The sequence below is a fragment of the Vibrio sp. N418 genome, from assembly GCF_000222565.1.
Classification (GTDB): Bacteria; Pseudomonadota; Gammaproteobacteria; order Enterobacterales; family Vibrionaceae; genus Vibrio; species Vibrio scophthalmi.
Genome location: NZ_AFWD01000022.1, coordinates 1 through 22,447, shown reverse-complemented (window position 1 = coordinate 22,447; position 22,447 = coordinate 1). Strand labels below are relative to the sequence as shown.

The 22,447-nt window shown below is 45.4% G+C and carries 19 protein-coding genes and 1 riboswitch; of the genes, 8 read left to right on the top strand and 11 right to left on the bottom strand.

What is annotated here, in order from left to right:
• Window positions 1–390 precede the first annotated feature (390 nt).
• The 3 genes from glgC to RH86_RS03260 all read left to right on the top strand — a co-directional run bounded on the left by glgC (window position 391) and on the right by RH86_RS03260 (window position 4,061).
• The gene (glgC, locus tag RH86_RS03270) at window positions 391–1,608 is read left to right on the top strand and encodes a glucose-1-phosphate adenylyltransferase (RefSeq protein ID WP_009384972.1); all 1,218 of its coding nucleotides are present in this window, start codon (window positions 391–393) and stop codon (window positions 1,606–1,608) included.
• On the top strand, window positions 1,598–3,055 hold the full coding sequence (gene glgA, locus RH86_RS03265) for a glycogen synthase GlgA (protein ID WP_009384971.1): 1,458 nt from the start codon (window positions 1,598–1,600) through the stop codon (window positions 3,053–3,055). The genes glgC and glgA overlap by 11 nt, the downstream gene beginning before the upstream one ends.
• 202 nt (window positions 3,056–3,257) lie before the next feature.
• Window positions 3,258–4,061, top strand: a complete 804-nt coding sequence (locus RH86_RS03260) for an alpha/beta fold hydrolase (RefSeq protein ID WP_005600141.1) — start codon at window positions 3,258–3,260, stop codon at window positions 4,059–4,061.
• 79 nt (window positions 4,062–4,140) lie between these two features.
• Here RH86_RS03260 and RH86_RS03255 read toward each other — a convergent pair whose 3' ends face one another.
• From RH86_RS03255 to torD, 5 genes are all read right to left on the bottom strand, one after another.
• Window positions 4,141–4,449: a putative signal transducing protein gene (locus tag RH86_RS03255; protein WP_009384970.1), complete on the bottom strand. Its 309-nt coding sequence runs from the start codon at window positions 4,447–4,449 to the stop codon at window positions 4,141–4,143.
• Window positions 4,449–5,153, bottom strand: a complete 705-nt coding sequence (locus tag RH86_RS03250) for a TVP38/TMEM64 family protein (RefSeq protein ID WP_009384969.1) — start codon at window positions 5,151–5,153, stop codon at window positions 4,449–4,451. The genes RH86_RS03255 and RH86_RS03250 overlap by 1 nt, the downstream gene beginning before the upstream one ends.
• A gap of 214 nt (window positions 5,154–5,367) precedes the next feature.
• On the bottom strand, window positions 5,368–5,961 hold the full coding sequence (locus RH86_RS03245) for a TfoX/Sxy family DNA transformation protein (protein ID WP_009384968.1): 594 nt from the start codon (window positions 5,959–5,961) through the stop codon (window positions 5,368–5,370).
• A gap of 109 nt (window positions 5,962–6,070) precedes the next feature.
• Window positions 6,071–6,159: riboswitch (cyclic di-GMP riboswitch) on the bottom strand.
• A gap of 150 nt (window positions 6,160–6,309) precedes the next feature.
• Window positions 6,310–7,314: an HTH-type transcriptional repressor PurR gene (gene purR, locus RH86_RS03240; protein ID WP_005600135.1), complete on the bottom strand. Its 1,005-nt coding sequence runs from the start codon at window positions 7,312–7,314 to the stop codon at window positions 6,310–6,312.
• Window positions 7,315–7,686: 372 nt separating this feature from the next.
• Window positions 7,687–8,334: a molecular chaperone TorD gene (torD, locus tag RH86_RS03235; protein WP_005600134.1), complete on the bottom strand. Its 648-nt coding sequence runs from the start codon at window positions 8,332–8,334 to the stop codon at window positions 7,687–7,689.
• Window positions 8,335–8,573: 239 nt separating this feature from the next.
• Between torD and torR the strand changes: the two genes are divergently transcribed.
• Window positions 8,574–9,284 carry a two-component system response regulator TorR gene (torR, locus tag RH86_RS03230; protein WP_005600132.1) on the top strand — a complete coding sequence of 237 codons (711 nt, stop codon included), beginning with the start codon at window positions 8,574–8,576 and terminating at the stop codon, window positions 9,282–9,284.
• Between the two features lie 107 nt (window positions 9,285–9,391).
• Here torR and elyC read toward each other — a convergent pair whose 3' ends face one another.
• Complete coding sequence (gene elyC / locus RH86_RS03225; RefSeq protein WP_005600130.1) at window positions 9,392–10,195, bottom strand: envelope biogenesis factor ElyC; 804 nt, start codon at window positions 10,193–10,195, stop codon at window positions 9,392–9,394.
• A 114-nt stretch (window positions 10,196–10,309) separates the two neighbouring features.
• Between elyC and cmoM the strand changes: the two genes are divergently transcribed.
• Genes cmoM through mukB form a run of 4 tightly spaced genes read left to right on the top strand, consistent with a single transcriptional unit; the run spans window position 10,310 to window position 17,589 of the window.
• Window positions 10,310–11,107, top strand: a complete 798-nt coding sequence (gene cmoM, locus RH86_RS03220; protein WP_086026425.1) for a tRNA uridine 5-oxyacetic acid(34) methyltransferase CmoM — start codon at window positions 10,310–10,312, stop codon at window positions 11,105–11,107.
• Complete coding sequence (mukF, locus tag RH86_RS03215) at window positions 11,104–12,441, top strand: chromosome partition protein MukF (protein WP_009384966.1); 1,338 nt, start codon at window positions 11,104–11,106, stop codon at window positions 12,439–12,441. The genes cmoM and mukF overlap by 4 nt, the downstream gene beginning before the upstream one ends.
• The gene (gene mukE, locus RH86_RS03210; protein WP_005600126.1) at window positions 12,422–13,135 is read left to right on the top strand and encodes a chromosome partition protein MukE; all 714 of its coding nucleotides are present in this window, start codon (window positions 12,422–12,424) and stop codon (window positions 13,133–13,135) included. The genes mukF and mukE overlap by 20 nt, the downstream gene beginning before the upstream one ends.
• On the top strand, window positions 13,132–17,589 hold the full coding sequence (gene mukB / locus RH86_RS03205) for a chromosome partition protein MukB (RefSeq protein WP_009384965.1): 4,458 nt from the start codon (window positions 13,132–13,134) through the stop codon (window positions 17,587–17,589). Before mukE ends, mukB begins: the two co-directional genes overlap by 4 nt.
• A 117-nt stretch (window positions 17,590–17,706) precedes the next feature.
• Here mukB and RH86_RS03200 read toward each other — a convergent pair whose 3' ends face one another.
• From RH86_RS03200 to RH86_RS20670, 5 genes are all read right to left on the bottom strand, one after another.
• Entirely contained in the window at window positions 17,707–18,687 is a 981-nt protein-coding gene (locus RH86_RS03200) for an alpha-L-glutamate ligase-like protein (protein ID WP_009384964.1), read from the bottom strand.
• Between the two features lie 4 nt (window positions 18,688–18,691).
• Window positions 18,692–20,197 carry an inactive transglutaminase family protein gene (locus tag RH86_RS03195; RefSeq protein WP_005600113.1) on the bottom strand — a complete coding sequence of 502 codons (1,506 nt, stop codon included), beginning with the start codon at window positions 20,195–20,197 and terminating at the stop codon, window positions 18,692–18,694.
• A gap of 16 nt (window positions 20,198–20,213) precedes the next feature.
• Entirely contained in the window at window positions 20,214–20,960 is a 747-nt protein-coding gene (locus tag RH86_RS03190) for an ATP-dependent zinc protease (protein ID WP_009384962.1), read from the bottom strand.
• 296 nt (window positions 20,961–21,256) lie between these two features.
• On the bottom strand, window positions 21,257–22,228 hold the full coding sequence (gene cmoB / locus RH86_RS03185) for a tRNA 5-methoxyuridine(34)/uridine 5-oxyacetic acid(34) synthase CmoB (protein WP_005600109.1): 972 nt from the start codon (window positions 22,226–22,228) through the stop codon (window positions 21,257–21,259).
• Window positions 22,221–22,447: hypothetical protein (locus RH86_RS20670; protein WP_009384960.1), on the bottom strand; the 227-nt coding region annotated here is incomplete at its 5' end. The genes cmoB and RH86_RS20670, both read right to left, overlap by 8 nt.

The window sequence follows — 22,447 nt, the reverse complement described above, 5'->3', positions numbered from 1 at the left end:
CGGCTATATTGGTTTGTTAAAACCGTGTGTAAGAAAAGAGTGTGGTTGTTCGGCAGATAACCCAAAGCGAGATGGTTATTGTTAAATTGGTCAGTAGCCTGCGAGGCAAATCACATTCTTGTTTTCAAGATGTTAATTGTTCTGATAAATGTTACCAAATGTGTGAGCTGTGTCAGGTGGTGATTAAGTAACCTGTGAGCATTTGCCGGTATAGCGTATTTAAAATTGTAATCTTTGTCAGATACGATAATTTATAACCAATAACTTGCACATCAATAAGGGGGAGCGACACCGCGTAACACCGAACGAATTTTAATAGCTGCTCAAACTAAGGAATAAAGGTGCCAAGATTAGGCATCGAACGATAAAAAATAATATGGAGAATAACGAATGGCTGGTGTATTAGGAATGATCCTTGCTGGTGGTGAGGGCTCAAGACTGCGTCCTTTAACTGAGTCTCGGAGTAAACCTTCGGTTCCTTTCGGTGGTAGTTACCGCCTTATTGATTTCGCGCTGAACAATTTTATCAATGCTGATCTTATGCGCATTTATGTGTTAACTCAGTTCAAATCTCAATCGTTGTTTCACCACTTAAAAAAAGGATGGAATATTAACGGCATCACTGACCGTTTTATCGATCCTATCCCTGCGCAAATGCGTACGGGGAAACGTTGGTATGAAGGCACGGCAGATGCTATCTACCAAAACTTACGCTTCATGGAACTGGCTGAACCAGATCAAGTGTGTATTTTTGGTTCTGATCATATCTACAAGATGGACATCAAGCAGATGCTTGATTTCCACCAAAAGAAAGAGGCAGCACTAACGGTTTCCGCACTGCGTATGCCACTCGATCAAGCCTCGCAATTTGGAGTGATTGAAGTAGATACAGAAGGGCGCATGGTCGGTTTTGAAGAAAAACCGCAAAATCCTAAGTCAATTCCTGGTGATCCTGGCTTTGCACTGGTTTCGATGGGTAACTACGTCTTTGAAGCATCAACACTGTTCGCTGAATTGATTGAAGATGCGGACAATCCTGATTCGTCACACGACTTTGGCAAAGACATCATTCCAAAGATGTTCCCGCGTGGCGATGTATTCGTTTACGATTTCAGTACTAACCAAATTACCGGTGAAAAAGAAGAAGTTTACTGGCGTGATGTTGGTACCATCCATGCGTACTGGGAAGCGCACATGGACCTGTTGCACAAAGATGCCCCATTCTCGCTGTATAACCGTAAATGGCCGCTGCACACGTACTACCCGCCATTACCACCTGCCACATTTACTGACTGTGATAACGGCCGTGTACAAATTATCGATAGTTTGGTTTGTAATGGCAGTTTGGTGCGTGGTTCAAGAATAGAAAAATCCGTGTTGGGTTTCCGCAGCAATATCGCGTCTGCGTGTGACATCAGTGAAAGTATTCTACTTGGCGATGTCAAAATCGGTGAAGGTTGTGTGTTACGCCGCGTGATCATTGATAAAGATGTTGATATTGCACCGGGTACACAAGTGGGCGTGAATCTTAAAGAAGACCGTAAGCACTTTCATGTCTCGGACGAAGGCATTGTGGTGATCCCGAAAGGAGTCAAAGTTGGCTACTAAGCAATTGTCGATTCTTTTTGTTGCATCAGAAATTGATGGTTTGATCAAAAGTGGTGGCTTGGCGGATGTCGCCAAGGCACTGCCTGAAGCTTTGCGTTCAATGGGGCAAGATATTCGAGTTGCGATACCCGCGTATCGCAAAATCGCCGATGTCGACCAAGCGCCAATTTTATTGGAAACGCAGTTAGAGTATTGGCCTCATACGCCTTATAAAGTGCGCCAGTTGTCGGTTGGTGAAACTCCCGTATATGCCATCGAGTGCGATCAGTATTTTAGTCGTGATGAAATGTACTCAGAGTACAACCAAGCCTATCCAGATAACGGTGAGCGATTTGCCTTTTTTAGTGCCGCGAGTTTGGATATGTTGGCCAAGCTCAGTTTTCAACCAGATATCGTCCATGCCAATGACTGGCATACTGGCTTTGTGCCATATTTGCTCAAGCATCGTTATGCTGAATGCCCATACTTTGCCAATACTAAGAGCATTATTTCAATTCATAATGCGGTATTTAAAGGTGTGTTCAGTTATGAAGAAGTCCATTCTTTACCTGAGATGCAAGTGCATTACGCTCCTGATGCAGCAGTGAGTAATAGCCATATTACGATGTTGAAAGCCGGGGTGATGACGGCAGATAAAATCAATGCCGTCAGTCCGACCTATGCGCAAGAGCTGCAAACGGAACTTGGCAGCCATGGTATGGCCAAGGAGTTTCAAGCGCGTTCTGCCGACTTGGTGGGGATCCTAAATGGTTGTGATTACAGTGCATGGAGTCCGGAGACGGATCATTATTTGCCGGTGAATTTCAAAGCCAACAAGCAGAGCATGTTGAAAGGCAAAAAAGCGAGTAAAAACGCGCTTCAGCAACGTGTTGGTTTGCCTGAAAATGACATCGCGATGTATGGCATGGTTTGTCGTTTGACCAATCAGAAAGGGGTGCAGTATTTGATCCCGATTCTTGAGCGATTTTTGAAACTTGACGTGCAGGTAGTGATTGTCGGTACGGGCGATCCTAAACTCGCTTATCAACTCAAAGCGATTGCAGAACGCTACAATGAAAAGTTCGCCTTTGTTGAAGCGTACGACAATGAGCTGGCTCACTGGGTTGAAGCTGGGGCCGATTTCTTCTTGATGCCTTCTGAATTTGAACCTTGCGGATTAAATCAGATCTACAGCATGGCTTACGGTACGTTGCCGATTGTGCGTGCAGTAGGGGGCTTGAAAGATAGCGTGATTGACTACGATAGCGCACCAGATCAAGCGACGGGTTTCGTTTTTGAACAACCAGAACCGTTGGAATTGCTGAGCATCATGCAACGTTCATTACTGCTGTACACGCAAAACCCAGCAGAGATGAGACGAGTGCAGCTGTATGCGATGGAGCAAAAATTTTGTTGGAAACAAGCTGCGGATGAATATCTATCGCTCTATTACGCGGCGTTAAGCTGAGTAAAACTAAACGGAAGGGTGATTCATTTCGTTAACTTTTGCATTAAAGCTTGAACGTGGTTGACTAAAAAGGCGTCTAGTGACGCCTTTTTTTACACTTTTCTCGTCGTAACCCCTCATAAATTGACCGAAGCTGAATTAAGATTTCATGACTTTATGGTAGTCTGCCAATCCCTAATAGAAACCAAATCAATTCTCATAGATGAGCAATACTCTGCTGTTTCATAAAACCTATCCTCACCCAACGAGTAAAGAGTGGGTGGTCTTCATCCATGGTGCTGGAGGCAGTTCATCGATATGGTTTAAACAAATCAAAGCTTACAAAGCCCATTTCAACTTGTTATTGGTCGATCTTCGCGGTCATGGTAAGTCGAGTCAGTTGCTCAAAGATCTCATGACCAATCGCTACACCTTTAAGACGGTGACCTTGGATATCTTACAAGTGCTCGATCATTTGAAAATTCAGTCAGCCCACTTTGTTGGTATGTCACTTGGCACCATCATCGTGCGCAATTTGGCTGAACTGGCCTCTGACCGAGTTAAGTCGATGGTGCTAGGAGGCGCTGTAACACGCTTGAATACGCGTTCACAGCTTTTGGTAAGGCTAGGCAACTATTGCAAGCACATCGTGCCTTACATGTGGCTGTATCGCTTATTCGCTTATATTGTGATGCCACAGCGTACGCAAAAACAGTCACGGCATCTATTTATTCGTGAAGCAAAGAAGCTGTGCCAAAAAGAGTTTAAACGCTGGTTTATTTTGGCGGCAGATGTCAATCCGCTCATGCGATACTTTAAAGAGAAAGAGTTGCCAATCCCGACGCTTTATTTGATGGGCGATCGTGATTATATGTTTATTCAACCGGTCAAAGAGATGGTGGCCGTGCACCGTTCCAGCCAGTTACGTGAAATCGCAAACTGTGGGCATGTATGTAATATCGAACGACCAGACGAGTTTAATCAGCATTCGATTGAGTTTATTCGTCAGCAAATTGTGGCGAAGTAATCTGTTACACCAGATAAGGGCCTTTTACTTGGCTCTTATCGGTTATCGTTTACTCTTATTTAAATTTATGACAAATACGCTAGGTATTGTGGGATGTTCCGCATTGCCAACATAAAGCAAATTGGCCTTCATTTTCTTCACCACAATTTGAACAATGCCAAGGCGGCGCCGATAGTGGCTGCTCAAACTGTGTAATAACGTCGTATGCTTTCTTTTGTTGGCTGCTATCGAGTAGCCACACGTAAGGTTCACTTGCTTCACCAAAGGGCAATTCACCTTGTAGGCCGAAAATCCCTTCGCCACGAACTTCACAATCAATATTATTGGTACGCAAAAGCTCACAGATAATGTGAGCTTGTGGTGGATTATTTGCGCTAAATATTTTCACTAAGCCTCTCCGTTAGACGCCTTGCTCGAGGTTTTGTCGCTCTGTTTTATTTTCGCCATGACCCATTTAGCGACAATCGGGAACAGCCCAAGCAATGCAAATGATGCTAATACCGAAGGTGAAACAATACCTGAAAGTGAATCAATTTGTGCTAATTGTGTCCCCGCATTGAGATACACCGCAGTGCCCGGTAGCATACCGATTTGACTCACCAAATAGAAACGCGCGGTAGAAATCGGGGTTAAGCCCATAAGTAGGTTAATTAAGAAGAATGGGAAGACCGGAATTAAGCGCAGTGAGAAAAGATAAAACGCGCCATCTTTTTCCACCCCTAGATTAATGGCGGAGAGTTTGTCACCAAATTTGCTTTGTACCCAATCGCGTAGCAAGAATCGGCTGCTAAGAAAAGCCAGTGTCGCGCCAAGCGTGCTGGCAAAAGAGACTAAGATTAAGCTGGCCCAAAAGCCAAATAATGCTGCGCCAAGCAGAGTGACGACGGCCGCGCCAGGAATCGAAAAGGCAGTAATCGCAAGATAAGCCAAAAAGTAAACAGCCGCCGCTAGAACAAAGTTCTGCTCAATATACAAGGCTAACTCTGCCTGTTGTGTTTTGGCATTTTCGAGGGTGAGTTGATCGCCAAATTGGGTGATAAGTAGCGCTATGATGGCAATCAGCAATAGGCCGAAAATCAGTTTTTTATTCATCTTGGTTCTCACTTATCTCTGGTAGATATCTATTTTATAGCGCGATAATTTCACTATCTTAGATACGCATCTTACGATCGTATTGTTGCATCGTTCAGTCATGAATACGGTTCTTTGCTCGTTGTTTTATATAGGAACTTCAAAGCACGCAAAAAATTTCAAAAAAAAAGCCAGCAACAATGGCTGGCTTAATTCAATTTATTCATTTTCTAAATCAATGCTCAAGGCTAGACATCAGTTCTTGGCGGCGAGCTTGAGGAACGACGGACCAATGCGTGCCTTTAATTGCGCCTTCAAGTGCCCAAAGCAACTCTAAACTCACCTGGGTATCATGTGAGGCTTGAATGGCTTTGTATGCTTGAACTGAACCCACTTGTTCTAAATTCTCAACTGATTCGATACCGGCTTTTTTCAGCATACGTTCAGTTGCAAGACGCAAGTTTGGTAGATCTTTAATACGAGTTGGTTTTGTTTTCGCTTGAGTGCTCTTTTCTTGCTTAGCGAGAGAGAGTGCATCGGTAGCCGTTTGCAGTGTTTTTGCACTGTCTTGGTACCACTCTTCACTTAAAGCAAAATATTTAGTAACAACAGGGAAGCCTCGCTTGTGATACACGTACGGTTCTAATCCTTGTTGCTTAAACTGCTCAGTAAGGGCATCGTCGGCACGAATATGAAGCTTGTCGTGTACAACCAATGCAAACATTGTGTCGTCTGCAAAAATGCCGAACCCACCAAACATAGAGCGAGATTTAATCCGACCTAAGGGCTCAAAAAGCCTCATAGAGTCTTTAAGTATTGGTTTATCCATTCAGTACTTTCTCGGTGTATGTGTATATACGCCACCAAATCAGGTCCGAGAGAATAGCAGTCAATGCAGATTTCTGGAGAGTAATCAGTTAACGTGTTGCATTTCTACCATCGGTAACCCCGCTGCCGTACATCATTACAATGTTTAGGCCGGTGGCTTTGCGTCCCAACTTTTCAGTTTGGTTTGCCCTGTGCGTGACTTAATTTGCTCTGCTAAAGATTAAATTACTTCTGTCAGGAAGTAGTCTATTAATATGGGATAATTGTGATCTTTATGCAAGAATAACTTTCATTTATGAGGCTTTAGCCGAAGGATTGCCCCTCGGCTAATCGTTATTGAATCATTAACTTAGTCGATTCTTGCAACGGTGCTACGCTCAACGATTTCTGGATGCATCTCAAACACGCGTTTTTCGTGTTCTTTATCTTTGATGCGCTCTAGCAGAATTTCGAATGCGTTTTTACCAACACGACGTTTTGGTTGGTGAACCGTCGTCAGTGGTGGAGAGAAGTACTCAGCCAATTCGATGTTGTCGTAACCGATCACTGAGATGTCTTCTGGCACGCGAATGCCTTTTTGTTGTAGACGGCTCATTAGGCCTAATGCCATGGTGTCATTGAAGCAGAATACAGCTGTCGGGCGTTTGTCCATCGCAACGAGTTGGTCGGCTGCCAATACGGCCGTGTCACACTCAAAGTTACCTTCAAGAATCCAATCTTCGTTAACTTCTAGTTGTGCTTGGTTCATCGCACGTTTAAAGCCTTGGATACGCTCTTGGCAAACCGCTTTTTCAAAGTGACCGCTTAGGCAAGCGATGTCTTTGTGACCGTGGTCGATCAAGAATTTCGTTGCTAGGTAGCCGCCTTCTTCTGAGTTGTCGATGATATTGTCCGCTTGAGAGGTCTCAGGGCCCCAATCCATCACAACTTTAGGAATGTCTTTGTGGTTGTTGAGCATTTCGCTCAGTTCTTCTGTTAAGTCAGAACACATCACCAAAATACCATCAACGCGTTTTTCTGCGAGCATGCGAATGTAGTCGCGTTGTTTCTCGTAGATACCACCAGTGTTACATAGGATCAGTGTGTAGCCTTGGCGGTAACAGTAGCTCTCGACGCCATCAATTACTTCAGAGAAGAATAGGTTAGTAGATTGAGTTACTAGCATACCAATGGTACGAGTCGTATTGCATTTTAGGCTACGAGCAACGGCACTTGGTGCATAGTTTAGCTCTTTCACTGCTTCCATCACGCGCTCTTGCGTTGTCTCTGCGACAAAGCGAGTTTTATTGATCACGTGTGAAACAGTAGTGGTTGATACGCCAGCAAGGCGAGCAACGTCTTTAATAGTGGCCATAAGGGGTTGTCCTATCTTTAGCTGCCACGGCGGTATTCACATATCAGAATAATTTGGCAGAAAGTATTAAAAACACAAAAACCGCTTGATTACAGCGGTTTGTATTTAATTCATTATTTTTTTATCGTTTGCGCTGTCGATTCTAGACCGCATCTCGTTTGGGGGCAAATAAAAATCCCGCCCCCCATACTGTTATGCCCACCATGATAGGTGAGTGATTAGGCATCTGCCGAATAAAAATCACTTAAAACAAGGTGTAGATGAGGTGTAACTCGTGACTTTTATTACACCACACCAACCCTAGAAAAAGCCGTTATTCGCGAATTTACTCAGCATCAACGCATCAAACACCTATTGGGCAGGTAGTAAGCGTCATTCACCCGTCAAGTATTGGCAATCAAGCTCTAAAAATGCAACCAGCAGCGCCGCAACGGCAGAGTAGAAACCAAACTTATCTAAGCCTTTGCATTTGGTAGCAAATTTAGCCACCCAGCTTAGAATGTGTTGACGGATAAAGGCTTCTTGTTCAACGAAACTTTCTTCAAAATGACGCTCTTGCTCAAGCTCGTTTGAACGAATAATGATGTTACCGAGCAGATCAAGTTCAATCGCAATATGATCCGCAGGCTCGTTCAAGCCTTGTTCAACCGCAACACCGTACTTTTGAAGCAATGCGTCCATTTCGTTCGCTGGTTTATCATGCAGTAGACCTGTTGTGCCGATGTACATAGAAGCATAAGGCAGTGCAGATTCTTTATCAGACTTTAAAAACAAGTCACAAAAGTCAGCCGCTAACTCTAGTTGGCCATCTTCGCGGTCAAGCTGACGGTTAAGTGCATCCACTACATCATCAATGGCTGGTTTTAGGCTTGGGTTTTCACCAAGGCCAGATAAAAAGCTACGAATCTCAGGGCTTTGATATTGCTCTAGATCCGCTTCAGTTAGCTCTTTGGCAAATAAGCTAGAGAACCACCAGTAAATTTCTGCACGCTTTTCGTTAAACGCTTTTAACTCTTGCATCAAACAATGCTCCTATTTTCATTCTCCTACTATTCTAGCGAAGAAAAATGAATAGGGATAACACACAATGCGTCAAAATAAGTGCAAAAATGGCAAAATGTTAATGCTTGGGCTAGTTTTGTTTTGAATCAATAAAAAATCATCTTTCTTGATTTTAATGTAACAAATACTAGAAATGTTACGATATATGAATAGAATGTAGGTCGTAAACAATTCCCAATGCAAATTAAGTGGTTTAGATGAGCTATCACGTACTAGTTGTAGAAGATGACGCAGTAACTCGCAGCAAGCTGGTTGGCTACTTTCAAAATGAAGGTTACACCGTCAGTGAAGCAGAAAGCGGCGAGCAGATGCGCGACACACTACAAAATCATGCGATTGATTTAGTCATGCTAGACATCAATCTTCCTGGTGAAGATGGCTTGATGTTAACGCGTGAACTACGCAGTCAGTCTGACATTGGAATTATCCTGGTAACAGGACGCACGGATAGCATTGATAAGATCGTTGGTTTAGAAATGGGTGCCGACGATTATGTAACAAAACCGTTTGAGCTTCGCGAACTGTTAGTTCGAGTGAAAAACCTACTGTGGCGTATTTCGTCAGCGCGTAATGCAGGTAGTGTTGTTGATCAGAAAAACGATTCAAATTTAGTTCGTTTTGGTGAGTGGATGTTTGACGTTCAACGCCGTGCGCTTAGCCGTAACGGCGAGCCAGTAAAACTGACTAAAGCGGAATACGAGCTTTTGGTTGCGCTTTCAACTTACCCTAACCAAGTGCTAAGTCGCGAACGCATTCTTAATATGATCAGTCACCGCGTTGATGCGCCTAACGACCGTACTATCGACGTACTGATTCGTCGTATGCGCGCTAAGATGGAGTTCGACCCTAAGAACCCGCAAATCTTTGTCACGGTTCACGGTGAAGGTTATATGTTCGCTGGCGATTAATCGTCTTTGAAACAACCCAACAATAAAAAAACCGAAGCCTAGGCTTCGGTTTTCTTTTTCTATGTGGTGACTGCATCAGTCAGTCATTTTGAGCACTTGAGTGAACGTTAAAGATTGCTCTGTGATGCTTCAATACTTTGCTCTTCGTAATCGGAGGCCCAGTCACGCAAGCTCTGCCAGATACGACCAAGCGTTTCATGCCAGTAACGCTCAGTTTGTTCCAAGTAAATCGCTTTTGGCGTGTACTTACTCCAGAACTGATGAATTTCATCTTGAGCCAAATAATTGGTTGGCGCAGGGTATGGGTTTAATCCTGCAGAATGAAACTCATTCAATGCACGTTGCATGTGGCTTGCCGAAGTCACTAAGACCACTTCTTTGCGTTTGACAAATGCGGCCGCCTGGCGCGCTTCTTCCCAAGTGTCCTTCGCTGTTTCCAGCAAAATAATATCAGATTTAGCGACACCTAAAGCCAAAGCGACTTTGGCCATCATGCGTGCATTACTGACATCAGAACCGCCAGCATAACCTGATAGAATCAGCTTGGAGCCCGGATAGATACGCATAATACGGATGCCTTCGGCCAAACGCATTAAACCAGTGCGACTTAATTCAGAGGTAGGTGGGATGGAATCATCCACCACATGACCACTGCCTAGCACCATGACGTAATCGATCGACTTATCGACGGGTAAAAAAACGCTAAATTGACGCTCAATCGGCATCAATAAACGAGAGGCAACAGGTTGGAATGAGATCAAAAACATTCCAATAAATGAGAAGAGAACAATCAGGCAGCCTGTTTTCTGCTTTCTTGTAAACATGATCAGCATTAAGCCGATAAAGCCAATGATCAGCATTGCTGGTAAAGGCATAAGTAAAGACGAGACGACTTTTTTCAGCTCAAACATACTTAAATAGTCCGAAAAAACACCAGTTGATGAGAATTTAAGAGAATCCCTCTTTATATCTGCCCTTCTTGTGACAGAATAGCAGGACGATTAGACATGATAACCCAAGCTGCTGTGACTGAAGACCGTAATTTCGACGATATTGCCCACAAATTTGCAAAAAACATATACGGCTCTGACAAAGGCGAGATTCGCCAAGTCATTGTCTGGCAAGATCTTGAGCAAGCGCTCGCCAAACTGGGCGCCGAGACTCAAACCCTGCAAGTGCTCGACGCAGGCGGAGGCCTTGCGCAAATGTCGCAAAAGATTGCCAAGCTCGGACATCAAGTGGCGCTGTGTGATCTATCTTCTGAGATGCTGCAATTAGCAAAACAAGAAATAGAACGCAATGGTCTACTCGACCGCTACCGCTTGATCCATTCTCCTGTGCAGCAGATTGCTCAGCATATGGATAACCAAGTGGATTTGGTGATGTTCCACGCCGTGATGGAGTGGTTGGTCGATCCAAAAACAGCGTTGCAAACATTGCTTGAACAAGTCAAAACCGATGGTATCGCTTCGGTGATGTTTTATAACCATCATGGTTTGGTCTATAAAAATGTCGTATGTGGCAACATTCCGCACGTGCTAGATGGCATGCCACACCGTAAACGATTTAAACTCCAGCCGCAGAAAGGCTTGATTCCTGAAGAGGTCTATCAATGGATCGAAGAGGCGGGTTTTGAAATCTGTGGTAAATCTGGCATTCGCTGTTTCAGTGATTACATCGGTAATCGCCAAAATATGGGCGAGTTCCAGTATGAAGATGTGTTGGCGCTAGAAGAAAAATTGTGCCGACAAGAGCCTTACCTCTCACTAGGTCGATACATTCATGTATGGGCGAAGAAGAAAGATAAACAGGAAGAACAATGAGTGAGATGACTCTCAATGTTGCTGAGCAGCCGATTGATGAATTGGTCGGCTGGGTTAAGCAACACGATTTCTCATTGAACCTAAGTAGCGAAAGATTGGCTTTTCTTATCGCGATCTCTGTATTGAGTAACGAACGGTTTGATGAAGAATTGGGTGAAGGTGAACTCCATGATGCGTTCACTATCGTCACTCGATTATTTGAAGATACGGGCGAAGCCTCTGCGTTTCGTGCGAACAATGCCATCAATGAAATGGTAAAGCAGCGTCTAATTAGCCGTTTTACCAGCGAAATCAATGATGGTGTCAGTATTTATCGCTTGTCGCCTTTGGCGATTGGTATTACCGATTACTATGTGCGTCACCGTGAATTCTCTCGTCTTAAGCTATCGATTCAGTTGTCGATGGTGGCCGATGAGATGGCAAAAGCGATTGAAGCGGCGCAAAAAGGCGGCACGGCCGGTCACTGGAAGAAGAATGTTTATGGGGTTCTAAAATACTCAGTAGGCGAAATCTTTGATCAAATTGATCTCAACCAGCGTGTGATGGATGAGCAACAGCAGTCGGTTAAACTGCAAATTGCCGAACTGCTCAATAAAGATTGGCGTGAAGCGATCAACAACTGTGAAGCTTTATTGTCTGAAACCTCAACCACTCTGCGTGAGTTGCAAGATACCTTGCAGGCGGCGGGTGATGAACTGCAAACGCAAATTTTAGATATCCAAGAAATCATCTACGGTGATGAAGAGCTTGAGTTTGTCGAAGAGACTTTGTTTGGCCTCCAGATGAAGCTTGATCGAATCACACGTTGGGGTCAGCAAGCGATCGACCTCTGGATTGGTTACGACCGTCACGTGCATAAATTTATTCGTACCGCGATCGATATGGATAAAAACCGTGCCTTTAGTACGCGTCTGCGCCAATCAATGAAAGACTACTTCGATATGCCTTGGTTTTTAACCTATGCCGACGCTGAGCGTCTGAGCGACTTACGTGATGAAGCCCTTGTGCTGCGTGACGATGAAGTGACCGGTCAAGTGCCACTAGAAGTAGAATACGAAGAGTTTAAACAAGTCAATGATGAGCTTTCTGAGCGCATTGGTGAGATGCTTAAAGCGCATAAAGAGCGTGGCATGCCAATCGATTTAGGTACGGTGTTGCGCGATTATTTGGCTCAACATCCTCGCACTCATCATTTTGATTTAGCCCGAATAGTGGTCGACCAAGCCGTCAGAATGGGTTATTCCGAAGCGGATTACCAAGCGGTTCAGCCAGACTGGCAAGCGATCAACGAATTTGGTGCAAAGGTACAAGCAAATGTCATCGACCGATACTAATGAATACATGCCAGAAAAACTGGCAAAAGCGATTTCCAACCCTCTGTTCCCAGCACTCGATAGCGTGTTGCGTGCCGGGCGTCATATTTCAAGTGAAGATCTAGATAACCATGCTTTGTTGTCAGATTTCGAAACCGAATTAGCGCTATTTTATCAGCGTTACAACACTGAACTTGTAAAAGCACCAGAAGGCTTCTTCTACTTGCGTCCACGTTCAACCTCATTGATCAGCCGTAGTGTGTTATCTGAGCTTGATATGCTGGTGGGCAAAGTACTGTGCTTCCTCTACCTGAGCCCTGAACGTTTGGCTCATGAAGGCATCTTTACCAACCAAGAGTTGTACGACGAACTGCTGCAATTAACTGATGAAAATAAGTTAATGAAGTTAGTGACCAACCGTGCAACAGGAACCGATCTCGATAAAGAGAAGCTATTTGATAAAGTACGTACCTCTTTGCGTCGTCTTCGTCGTCTTGGCATGATCATCAATATCGGTGAAACCGGTAAATTCCGCATCAGTGAAGCCGTGTTCCGCTTTGGTGCGGACGTTCGTGTGGGTGATGATATGCGTGAAGCGCAATTGCGTCTGATCCGTGATGGTGAGGCGGTAATTCATACCCAAGAGCCAAGCCAAGGTAGCTTGCTAAATGACGATGATCACCAAGAACAAGAAGAATTAGAGGGTGAAGCATGATTCAACGCGGTAAATATCAATCACTGACCATGATCAACTGGAACGGCTTTTTTGCTCGTACTTTTGATATTGATGGTCTCGTTACCACGCTATCAGGCGGTAACGGCGCAGGTAAGTCGACCACGATGGCGGCATTCATCACAGCCCTTATTCCTGACCAAACACTATTGCACTTCCGTAACACCACAGAAGCGGGCAGTAGCCAAGCTTCTCGTGATAAAGGTCTTTACGGTAAATTGCAGCCTGGCGCCTGTTATGCTGCGCTAGACGTAGTTAACTCTCGTAATCAACGTTTATTATTTGCTGTGAAGCTACAGCAAGTTGCGGGTCGTGATAAGAAAGTAGATATCAAACCGTTTGTGATCCAAGGCTTACCAAGCCATGTAAAACCAACCGACCTACTGATTGAAAGCGTATCTGAAACACAAGCTCGTGTGCGTCAAATTAATGAAGTGAAAGAGAGCGTTGCGCAGTACGAAGGTGTGCAATTCAAAGCGTTCCCATCGATTGTTGATTACCATGCGCAAATGTTTGAGTACGGAGTTATCCCGAAAAAACTGCGTAACTCAGCAGACCGTTCAAAATTCTATCGCCTGATTGAAGCCTCTCTTTACGGTGGTATCTCAAGTGCGATCACTCGTTCACTGCGTGACTACTTACTGCCACAAAACGGCGGGGTGAAGAAAGCCTTCCAAGATATGGAATCGGCACTGCGTGAAAACCGCATGACGCTCGAAGCGATCAAAACCACCCAAGCTGATCGTGACTTGTTCAAACATTTGATTACCGAATCGACTAATTACGTGGCGGCTGATTACATGCGCCATGCCAATGAGCGCCGTAACAAAATTGAACAAACTATGTCATTGCGTGGTGAATTGTTTGGTTCGCGTCAAAGCTTGATTGAGCAAAACAACCTGCTAAATCGCGTGCAAGAAGAGTTAGAACTGCTGATTGAAGGTGAAGCGGCACTAGAGCAAGATCACCAAGCGGCATCAGACCATCTGCAATTAGTACAAAACGCTCTGCGTCAGCAAGAAAAAATTGCCCGTTATCAAGAAGATCTTGAAGAGCTCAGCGAGCGTCTTGAAGAGCAAGCGATGGTAGTGGAAGAAGCGCAAGAACGCGTGTTGATGTCTGAAGAGCAGGCGACCGTTGCAGAAGAAGAAGTCGATAGCCTGAAAACGCAGTTGGCTGATTACCAGCAAGCGTTGGACATGCAGCAAACTCGTGCATTGCAATATCAACAAGCGGTTGAAGCGTTAGGTAAAGCACAACAATTGTTGGCGGATAACTCTTTAACGGCCGAGACGGCACAAGCGTTAGTTTCAGAGTTAAAACATCGCGAAACCGAAAATACCACCACGCTATTAGCACTGAAACATAAATTAGATATGTCTTCAGCGGCGGTTAAGCAGTTTGAAACTGCATTGCGTTTAGTACGTAGCATTCAAGGTGATGTGCCTCGTGAGCAAGCAGCAGCCCAAGCCAAGCTAGTGATTAATCAAGCTCGTGAAGCCAAGCAAGTCAGTGAGAACGAAGCGCAATGGCGCGCGCAACATCGCGATCTTGAGGGCAGCTTGAACCAACAGCGCCAAGCGCGCGAGTTGGGCCAAGATTACCATAAGCAGCACAACGTTGAGCTGATTGATGAGCTGAGTTTCGAGCAAGAGCGTGAGCGTCATGCTGCGCAAATTGAATCGCTAGAGTACGCGCAAGAAGATTTGCGTGAACAACGCAGTGAGCAACGTCGCGTAGAACAAGATGCACAAGCTGAAATCAGCAAACTTGAAGCGATTGCCCCGGCTTGGATTGCTGCAAATGACGCCCTTGAGAGCCTAAAAGAGCAAAGTGGCGCAGAGCTGTTTGATAGCCAAGCGGTCATGACGCAAATGCAATTGGTGCTTGAGGAAGAGAAACAGCAGTCGATCGCTAAAGATAAGTTGGCAGAGCGTCGCAGCTTCCTTGATAGTGAAATTGAGCGTTTAGCGTCTCCGGGTGGTTCAAACGATCCGCGCGTAAAAGGCCTCGCTGATACACTTGGCGGTGTACTGCTGTCTGAAATTTACGATGACATTACCTTGAGTGATGCACCTTATTTCAGTGCGATGTACGGCCCTGCGCGTCATGCGATTGTGGTCTCTGATCTTGCGGGCATCGAAGAAAAACTGGTCGAACTGGATGACTGTCCAGAAGACCTGTACATCATCGAAGGTGACATTGACGCGTTCGATGACAGCTCATTTGATGCGGAAGAGCTTGAAGGCGCGGTATGTGTTCGTTTGAATGAGCGACAACTACGTTATTCGCGCTTGCCTGAGATCCCACTGTTTGGTCGCGCCGCGCGTGAACAACGTTTGGAGTTGTTACGTGAAGAACGTGAAGAAGTAGTCGAGCACCATGCTAAGGCAGCGTTCGATTCACAAAAGCTTCAGCGTCTATATCAAGCCTTCAACAACTTTGTGGCTAAGCATATTCAAGTTGCTTTCCAAGCTGACCCAGAAAAAGCGCTATTGGCGGTACGTGAAAAACGTAGCCAAGCAGCCCGTATTCTCTCTGATCTTGATAGCAAAGAGCAGCAGCAACGCAGTCAGCTATTGGCGAGCAAACAAGCGGTTTCATTGCTTGATAAGTTAGCTCCAATCATGCGTTTTATCGAAGACGAAACGCTAGAAGCGCGCTTTGCTGAAGTGGAAGAAAAACTGGCGCAAGTCTCACAAGCAAAAGGCTTCTTATCACTGCATGCGAAAGCGGTGAGTGAACTGGAAAGCGTGATCAGTGCGTTGGATGTTGACCCTGAGCAGTTTGATGCGCTTGAAGCGGATTACCAAGCTGCGGATGGGCAACTGCAGACTCTAAAGACACAAATCTTTGCTCTATCAGATTTGGTTGAACGTCGTCATTACTTCGCTTATTCCGACTCTGTGGCGCTACTCAGTAAGAGCAGTGAACTGAGCGAGCAACTTAAAGCGAAACTGGTACAAGCTGAGCGTATGCGTACTCGCAGCAGAGATGAGCTAAAACAGACTCGCGAGCAGATGAACCAGTACAACCAAGTATTGGCCTCATTAAAGAGTTCTCATCATGCGAAGTTGGAAACGGTTCAAGAATTTAAGCAAGAGCTACAAGAGTTTGGTGTAACCGCAGACGAAGGCGCGGCAGAACGTGCCCAGCGTCGTCGTGATGAACTGCAAGAGCGTCTACATACCTCTCGTAGCCGTAAGAGTGAGCATGAGCGCACGATTACATCAACTGAACTTGAAATGAAGACGCTGGCTAAGCGTATGAAGAAAGTGCAGAAGGAATACACTGAGCTGCGCACTTTTGTGGTGTTAGCGAAAGCAGGTTGGTGTTCAGTGCTGCGTCTTGCACGTGCGAATGACGTAGAGCGTCGTTTGCATAAGCGTGAATTAGCCTACATGTCTGCGGCTGAGCTACGCTCAATGTCGGATAAATCGTTGGGTGCATTGCGCTTAGCAGTCTCTGACAATGATGATCTACGTGATTCATTACGTCTTTCTGAAGATACCGCTTACCCAGAGCGTAAAGTGCTGTTCTATATCGCGGTTTACCAACATCTGCGTGAGCGTATCCGCCAAGATATCATTCGCACCGATGATCCGGTTGAAGCGATTGAAGAGATGGAAGTGGAGCTAGCACGTCTAACAGAAGAGCTAACTCAGCGTGAGAACCGTTTGGCGATTAGCTCTGACTCGGTAGCGAGCATCATTAAGAAGACCATTCAACGTGAACAAAATCGCATTCGTATGCTGAACCAAGGCCTATCTAACATTGGTTTTGGACAAGTGAAAGGCGTGCGTTTGAATGTTAAGGTGCGCGAAAGCCATGAGGTGTTACTCCAAGGTCTTGCGACTCAACAAGAGCAACACAAAGATCTGTTTGAAAGCCCACGCTTTACCTTCTCAGAAGCGATGGCCAAGCTGTTCCAACGCGTTAACCCACATATCGACATGGGTCAACGCTCGCCACAAGTCTTGGGTGAAGAACTGTTGGATTACCGTAACTACCTAGAGCTAAGCGTTGAAGTTTGCCGTGGTGCAGATGGTTGGTTACAAGCAGAGTCGGGTGCACTTTCAACTGGTGAGGCGATCGGTACTGGTCAGTCAATTCTATTGATGGTAGTACAGAGCTGGGAAGAAGAATCGCGTCGTCTACGCAGTAAAGACATTATTCCATGTCGTTTATTGTTCCTTGATGAAGCGGCTCGTTTGGATACCAAGTCTATCTCGACTCTATTTGAATTATGTGACCGTTTGGATATGCAGCTTCTTATCGCGGCACCTGAAAACATCAGCCCAGAAAAAGGTACAACCTACAAACTGGTGCGTAAGGTGTTTAAAGACCACGAACATGTACACGTGGTGGGTCTACGCGGCTTTGGTCAAACAGAGCAACCAAAGAGTGATGCACAGCAGTTGATCGAAGAGTTGTAAACTGACAGCACAGAGATTGAAAGGCTACCTTCGGGTAGCCTTTTTTCATGGTGTGATGGGTGAGGACAATAAAAAAGCTGCCCAAGGCAGCTTTTAAAATCAGGGAATTACGTCCAATTATTTGAGCGGTGTAGCGAAGTGTTTCACCGCATAGGCAACGCGTTCTTCAGGTTTTGGATAGTCTGCAGGTATGCCAAGGTTTTCAATATGACGTAGACGAGGCAATAAACCAGCACCGTTGGCGATTTGAATCGCCAAGCCCGGACGCGCATTGAGCTCCAATACCATTGGGCCTTCTTCTTTATCGAGAACCATGTCGGTCCCCATGTAGCCAAGTCCGGTCATCTCCCATGCACTTGAAGCAAGCACGAGAAGTTTTTCCCAATGCGGCACTTGCAGTGTCATCAGATCTTTATCGGTATCGGGATGAAGGCTGATAGGTTGGTCAAACTGTACCGCACGAATAGCGCGGCCAGTGGCGATATCTAATCCAACGCCAACAGCACCTTGGTGTAAGTTTGCTTTACCATCAGAGGCAGAAGTTGAACAGCGCATCATCGCCATTACGGGATAGCCCTTGAACACGATAATACGCACGTCGGGTACACCTTCGTAACTGAAGCCCTCGAAGCAGTCGTCAAACTTGATAAGGTTTTCGACCACTGCGACATCGTTTTTACCGCCAAGCGAGAACAATCCAGCAAGCGCGTTACTGATGTGACGTTCAACATCTTCTTGGTTGATGGTTGCACCAGACGGTTTGGTGTAAACACCATCTTTATGCGAAATAACCACCAAAATACCTTTACCGCCACTTCCTTGAGCTGGCTTAATGACAAAGCCAGGCCAGTCCTTGACCATATTATGAATCTTGCCCACATCGGCTTGATGGCGGATCACTCCAATCAGCTTCGGCACCGTCGCCCCAGCTTCTTGGGCGATAATTTTAGTTTTTAACTTATCATCCACCAAAGGGTATTTTGAGCGATCATTGTAGCGACCAATGTAACTGTGGTTACGTTGGTTCATGCCCATAATACCTTTATGTCGCAACTTGAACGGCGAAGTAAAGCGCGAAGCTAAGCGAGAAAGAAACATAGGCTTAATCCTCAACTAATGGCTTAAAGCGACGCAGTTCAGTTAGGCGGTAACCTGTGTAAGTACCGAGTAATAGAATACAAGCCAATACGACTAGCTGTAGGCCGATAAAGTTAAAAGTAAGGTGCTGAACATAGGCATTTGTCATCGCTAGATAAACAAGAACCGCGGTCATCAATGAGCCACCACCTTGCAGTACTACTTCTTTCGGCCCTTCCTCTTCCCATAGAATCGACATACGTTCGATAGTCCATGACAAGATGATCATTGGGAAGAAAGTAATCGATAGACCTTCAGTCAGACCCACTTTAAAAGCCACGACGGTAAATACAGAAATAATCATGATTACGGTGATGATCACCGCAGAGATCCGAGCGACGAGCAACAAGTTAAGCCTTGAAAGGTAACTACGGATCACCAAACCCGTACCGACAATCAAAAGGAAGCCAACAATGCCGGTGACAAGCTGAGTCTGCACGAAGGCTACCGCAATCAGCACAGGCATAAAGGTACCTGAGGTTTTCAAACCAATGATCACACGCAGGAAGACCACGATTAGCGCACCAATTGGGATCAGCATGATGGTTTTAAACATCGCTTGCTCTTCTAGCGGTAAGCTGTGGATCGATAGGTTGAGTAAGCCGTCCGCTTCTACTTTATCTGCCGTCGCCTGCTGTGGCGAAACTTCTTGAGCAATCATCGAGAAGTGTACTTGGCTGTTCTGACCGCCGACTAAATCAAGCAAAGAAACGTTAGATTCATCCCACACCAAAATATTGGGGGAGATGGTTTGGCTTGCAGTTTCAGGGTTAAACAGTTGCCATTGGCTTCCGTCCCATACTTGGTTCATGTGTTGAATGGTTTGACGACGACGGCCATCTTCCAGTTCAATGACGCCGACAATTTTGCTTTCAATCTTGCTGAAAGAGAGAATTTTGTAGACCGCTTCTACCTTCGACATCTTATTGAGAATTAATGCCGCGTTTTGGCTGTCATTATCATTCAGTTGTTTGATCAGTTCGCGAGTGAAGGTTACATCATCAGCAGAGCGTTTATTCGCACGTTCAATAAGCGCGATAGCCGCTGCTTCAGTAGGGCCATCAAAAGTTGGCGCGGTGATTTCTGCGTCAGGTGCAATCGGTGCAACCTTGGCTTGAGGGTCGACTAAAAACTGTGCTTTATAGTAGATAGTTTCCGCCCCAGAAGCTTGGCGAATTGACCATTCTGCGCGACGGCCAGAATCGGTTTTAACGTAAGAAACACCATAGCCTGGCGATGAGGAAGACTCACTAACAAGCGTAAAGCCCGTTTGCGTATCAGGCACGGCTAATGATGCTTTAACGGGTTTGTTTTCGGCATCAAACTGCACTCGTGCTTCTATGTCCCAAACCTGACGTGTTTCGCCCGGTGTCCATGGTACGCCATAGCTTTGGTGTCTAAAGATACTTAGTGCAATACCGGCAATAACCAGCAAGCTGACGAAAATGTAAAAAGGGACTTTTGAAGTCATAAAAGGCCTTTGTGGTTTATTCTTTTTCAGACTGAACGTATTTCTTACTTACGTCCACGACGGCGATATCTTTAATAAATTCACGCCCCAGCAGTACAGGATGGCTCATTTGCGAGCGGTCTGCCAAGGTAAACTGCGCTTTTTCATGGATTTTCCCAACTTTAACCCATAGCTCAACAACTGCACGACGCTCAACTTCTTCGTTGGTTGACTGGCGAATTTTAACGAATTTCAGCACTGGTGCTTCAATCCAGTTTTCGTCATTCATTGGGGTTTTATCATCAGAAAGGTGGAAGCGAACCCATTTCTTACCGTTACGTTCAAATTGTTCGATATCGACGGCGTTAAGCGAAGAAGTGGCCGCGCCAGTATCAACACGGGCATCGAAAGTTTGCTTGATAGAGTCAATCGTTACACGTTCGATTTCACCAAGCACGACACCGTGGGTTGGATTGGTCGCGGTTGGAACAACAATGGGATCAACACTTTTGCTTTGTTGAACCGAGATTTCGCTGATTTTTGCGAGAGTTTCTTGCTGCAATTCCTGCGAACTCTGATGAAGTCGGGTAATTTGCTCTTCTAAGCCAGCAATTTGATCAGATTGGAGTAAAACTTGTGAATGGAGAGATTCAATCTGCGTGCTTAGATTAGTTTCAACGTCGTGAAGGGTAGCAAGAGTTTGCTGATGATACTGTTCGCCTTTAGTCAGTGTGCAACCTGACAAGAGTGCAACAACGATAACTGGAGTGATACGGATGAACATTAAAACGCCTACGGTACATTGTGTTTGTTATCAACAATCAGAACTGGCTGAGTACGATTGCTGATAATGATATGAGTTAACTAACATTTTGATTTTAGCCCAAGGTTTGGGAAACCTCATAGAGGAAGATCAAAAAGTTCTCACAAGGAGAGAAAGTAACCCTAAAGCAGTATAAAAAAGTAAGGATGCATTATGCATCCTTATACCGTTTTGTCTAAGGTTACTGATATGAGATCTACTCTGAGTTAAATCTATGTCAAGAAATGATAAGTGTGCGACGTTTTTGCTTAATAAATCTATGGTTTAGTTGCGACCAATACTGCTCTACGTGGCGCAGGATGACCTTCAACCGTCTTGCTTGAATCGTTTGGATCAAGATAATCTGGCAGTGAATTATGCGTCATCCAATCTGTCGTGCGCTGTTCACCCACCGAAGTGACATTCTCATCGACAATGCGTACGTCAACAAAGCCTACTTGCTCTAACCATACTTTGAGCGCTTTTGCTGACGGGAAGAAGTAGACATTGCGCATTTGCGCATAGCGGTCAACAGGAACAAGAACAGACGTTTCGTCACCTTCAATCACCAAGGTTTCCAGTACTAACTCACCACCTGAGACTAATTGGTCTTTAAGTTGAATCAGATGATCCAGCGGTGAACGGCGGTGATAAAGCACACCCATACTAAATACAGTATCAAACGCTTCCAGCTTTGGTAATTGTTCAATGCCTAGTGGCAGCAGGTGAGCGCGTTGATCGTCGCCCATCATTTTGCGAATCGCTTCGAACTGAATGAGGAATAGGTGTGATGGGTCGATACCGACACACAAACGTGCACCCGCACCAAGCATGCGCCACATGTGGTAACCGTTTCCACAGCCAACATCAAGCACGTTACGATTTTTCAGTGGGCTGATGTGTGGCAATACGCGATCCCACTTCCAGTCACTACGCCATTCAGTATCAATGTGAATGCCGTGTACATGGTACGGGCCTTTACGCCATGGGTGGAATGTGCGCAGCAAGTTCTCTAGTTTTTTCAGCTCGCCAGTGTGCATTGGCTCGTTATCCGAGATCGTAACAGACTCGGTGATATCGATATTGTCTGGCGTACCCGCTGGGATTTTATTCAGTGCGCGCAACCAGCGATCAAAGTCGCCATGTTCGGCATTCTGCCAATCGGTCAGTTGTTGTGGCAAAACATTCAACCAAGGTTGCAGGCGCGTATCTTGGGCAATGAGTTGGTAAAAATTGGCAAAATTAAACATAGTTTTTCACTGAGTAAATAAAATATAAATTTGACACAAAGCGCAGAGCACCAAAAATGTCTCGCTTCTCGCTTCTCGCTTCTCGCTTCTCGCTTCTCGCTTCTCGCTTCTCGCTTCTCGCTTCTCGCTTCTCGCTTCTCGCTTCTCGCTTCTCGCTTCTCGCTTCTCGCTTCTCGCTTCTCGCTTCTCGCTTCTCGCTTCTCGCTTCTCGCTTCTCGC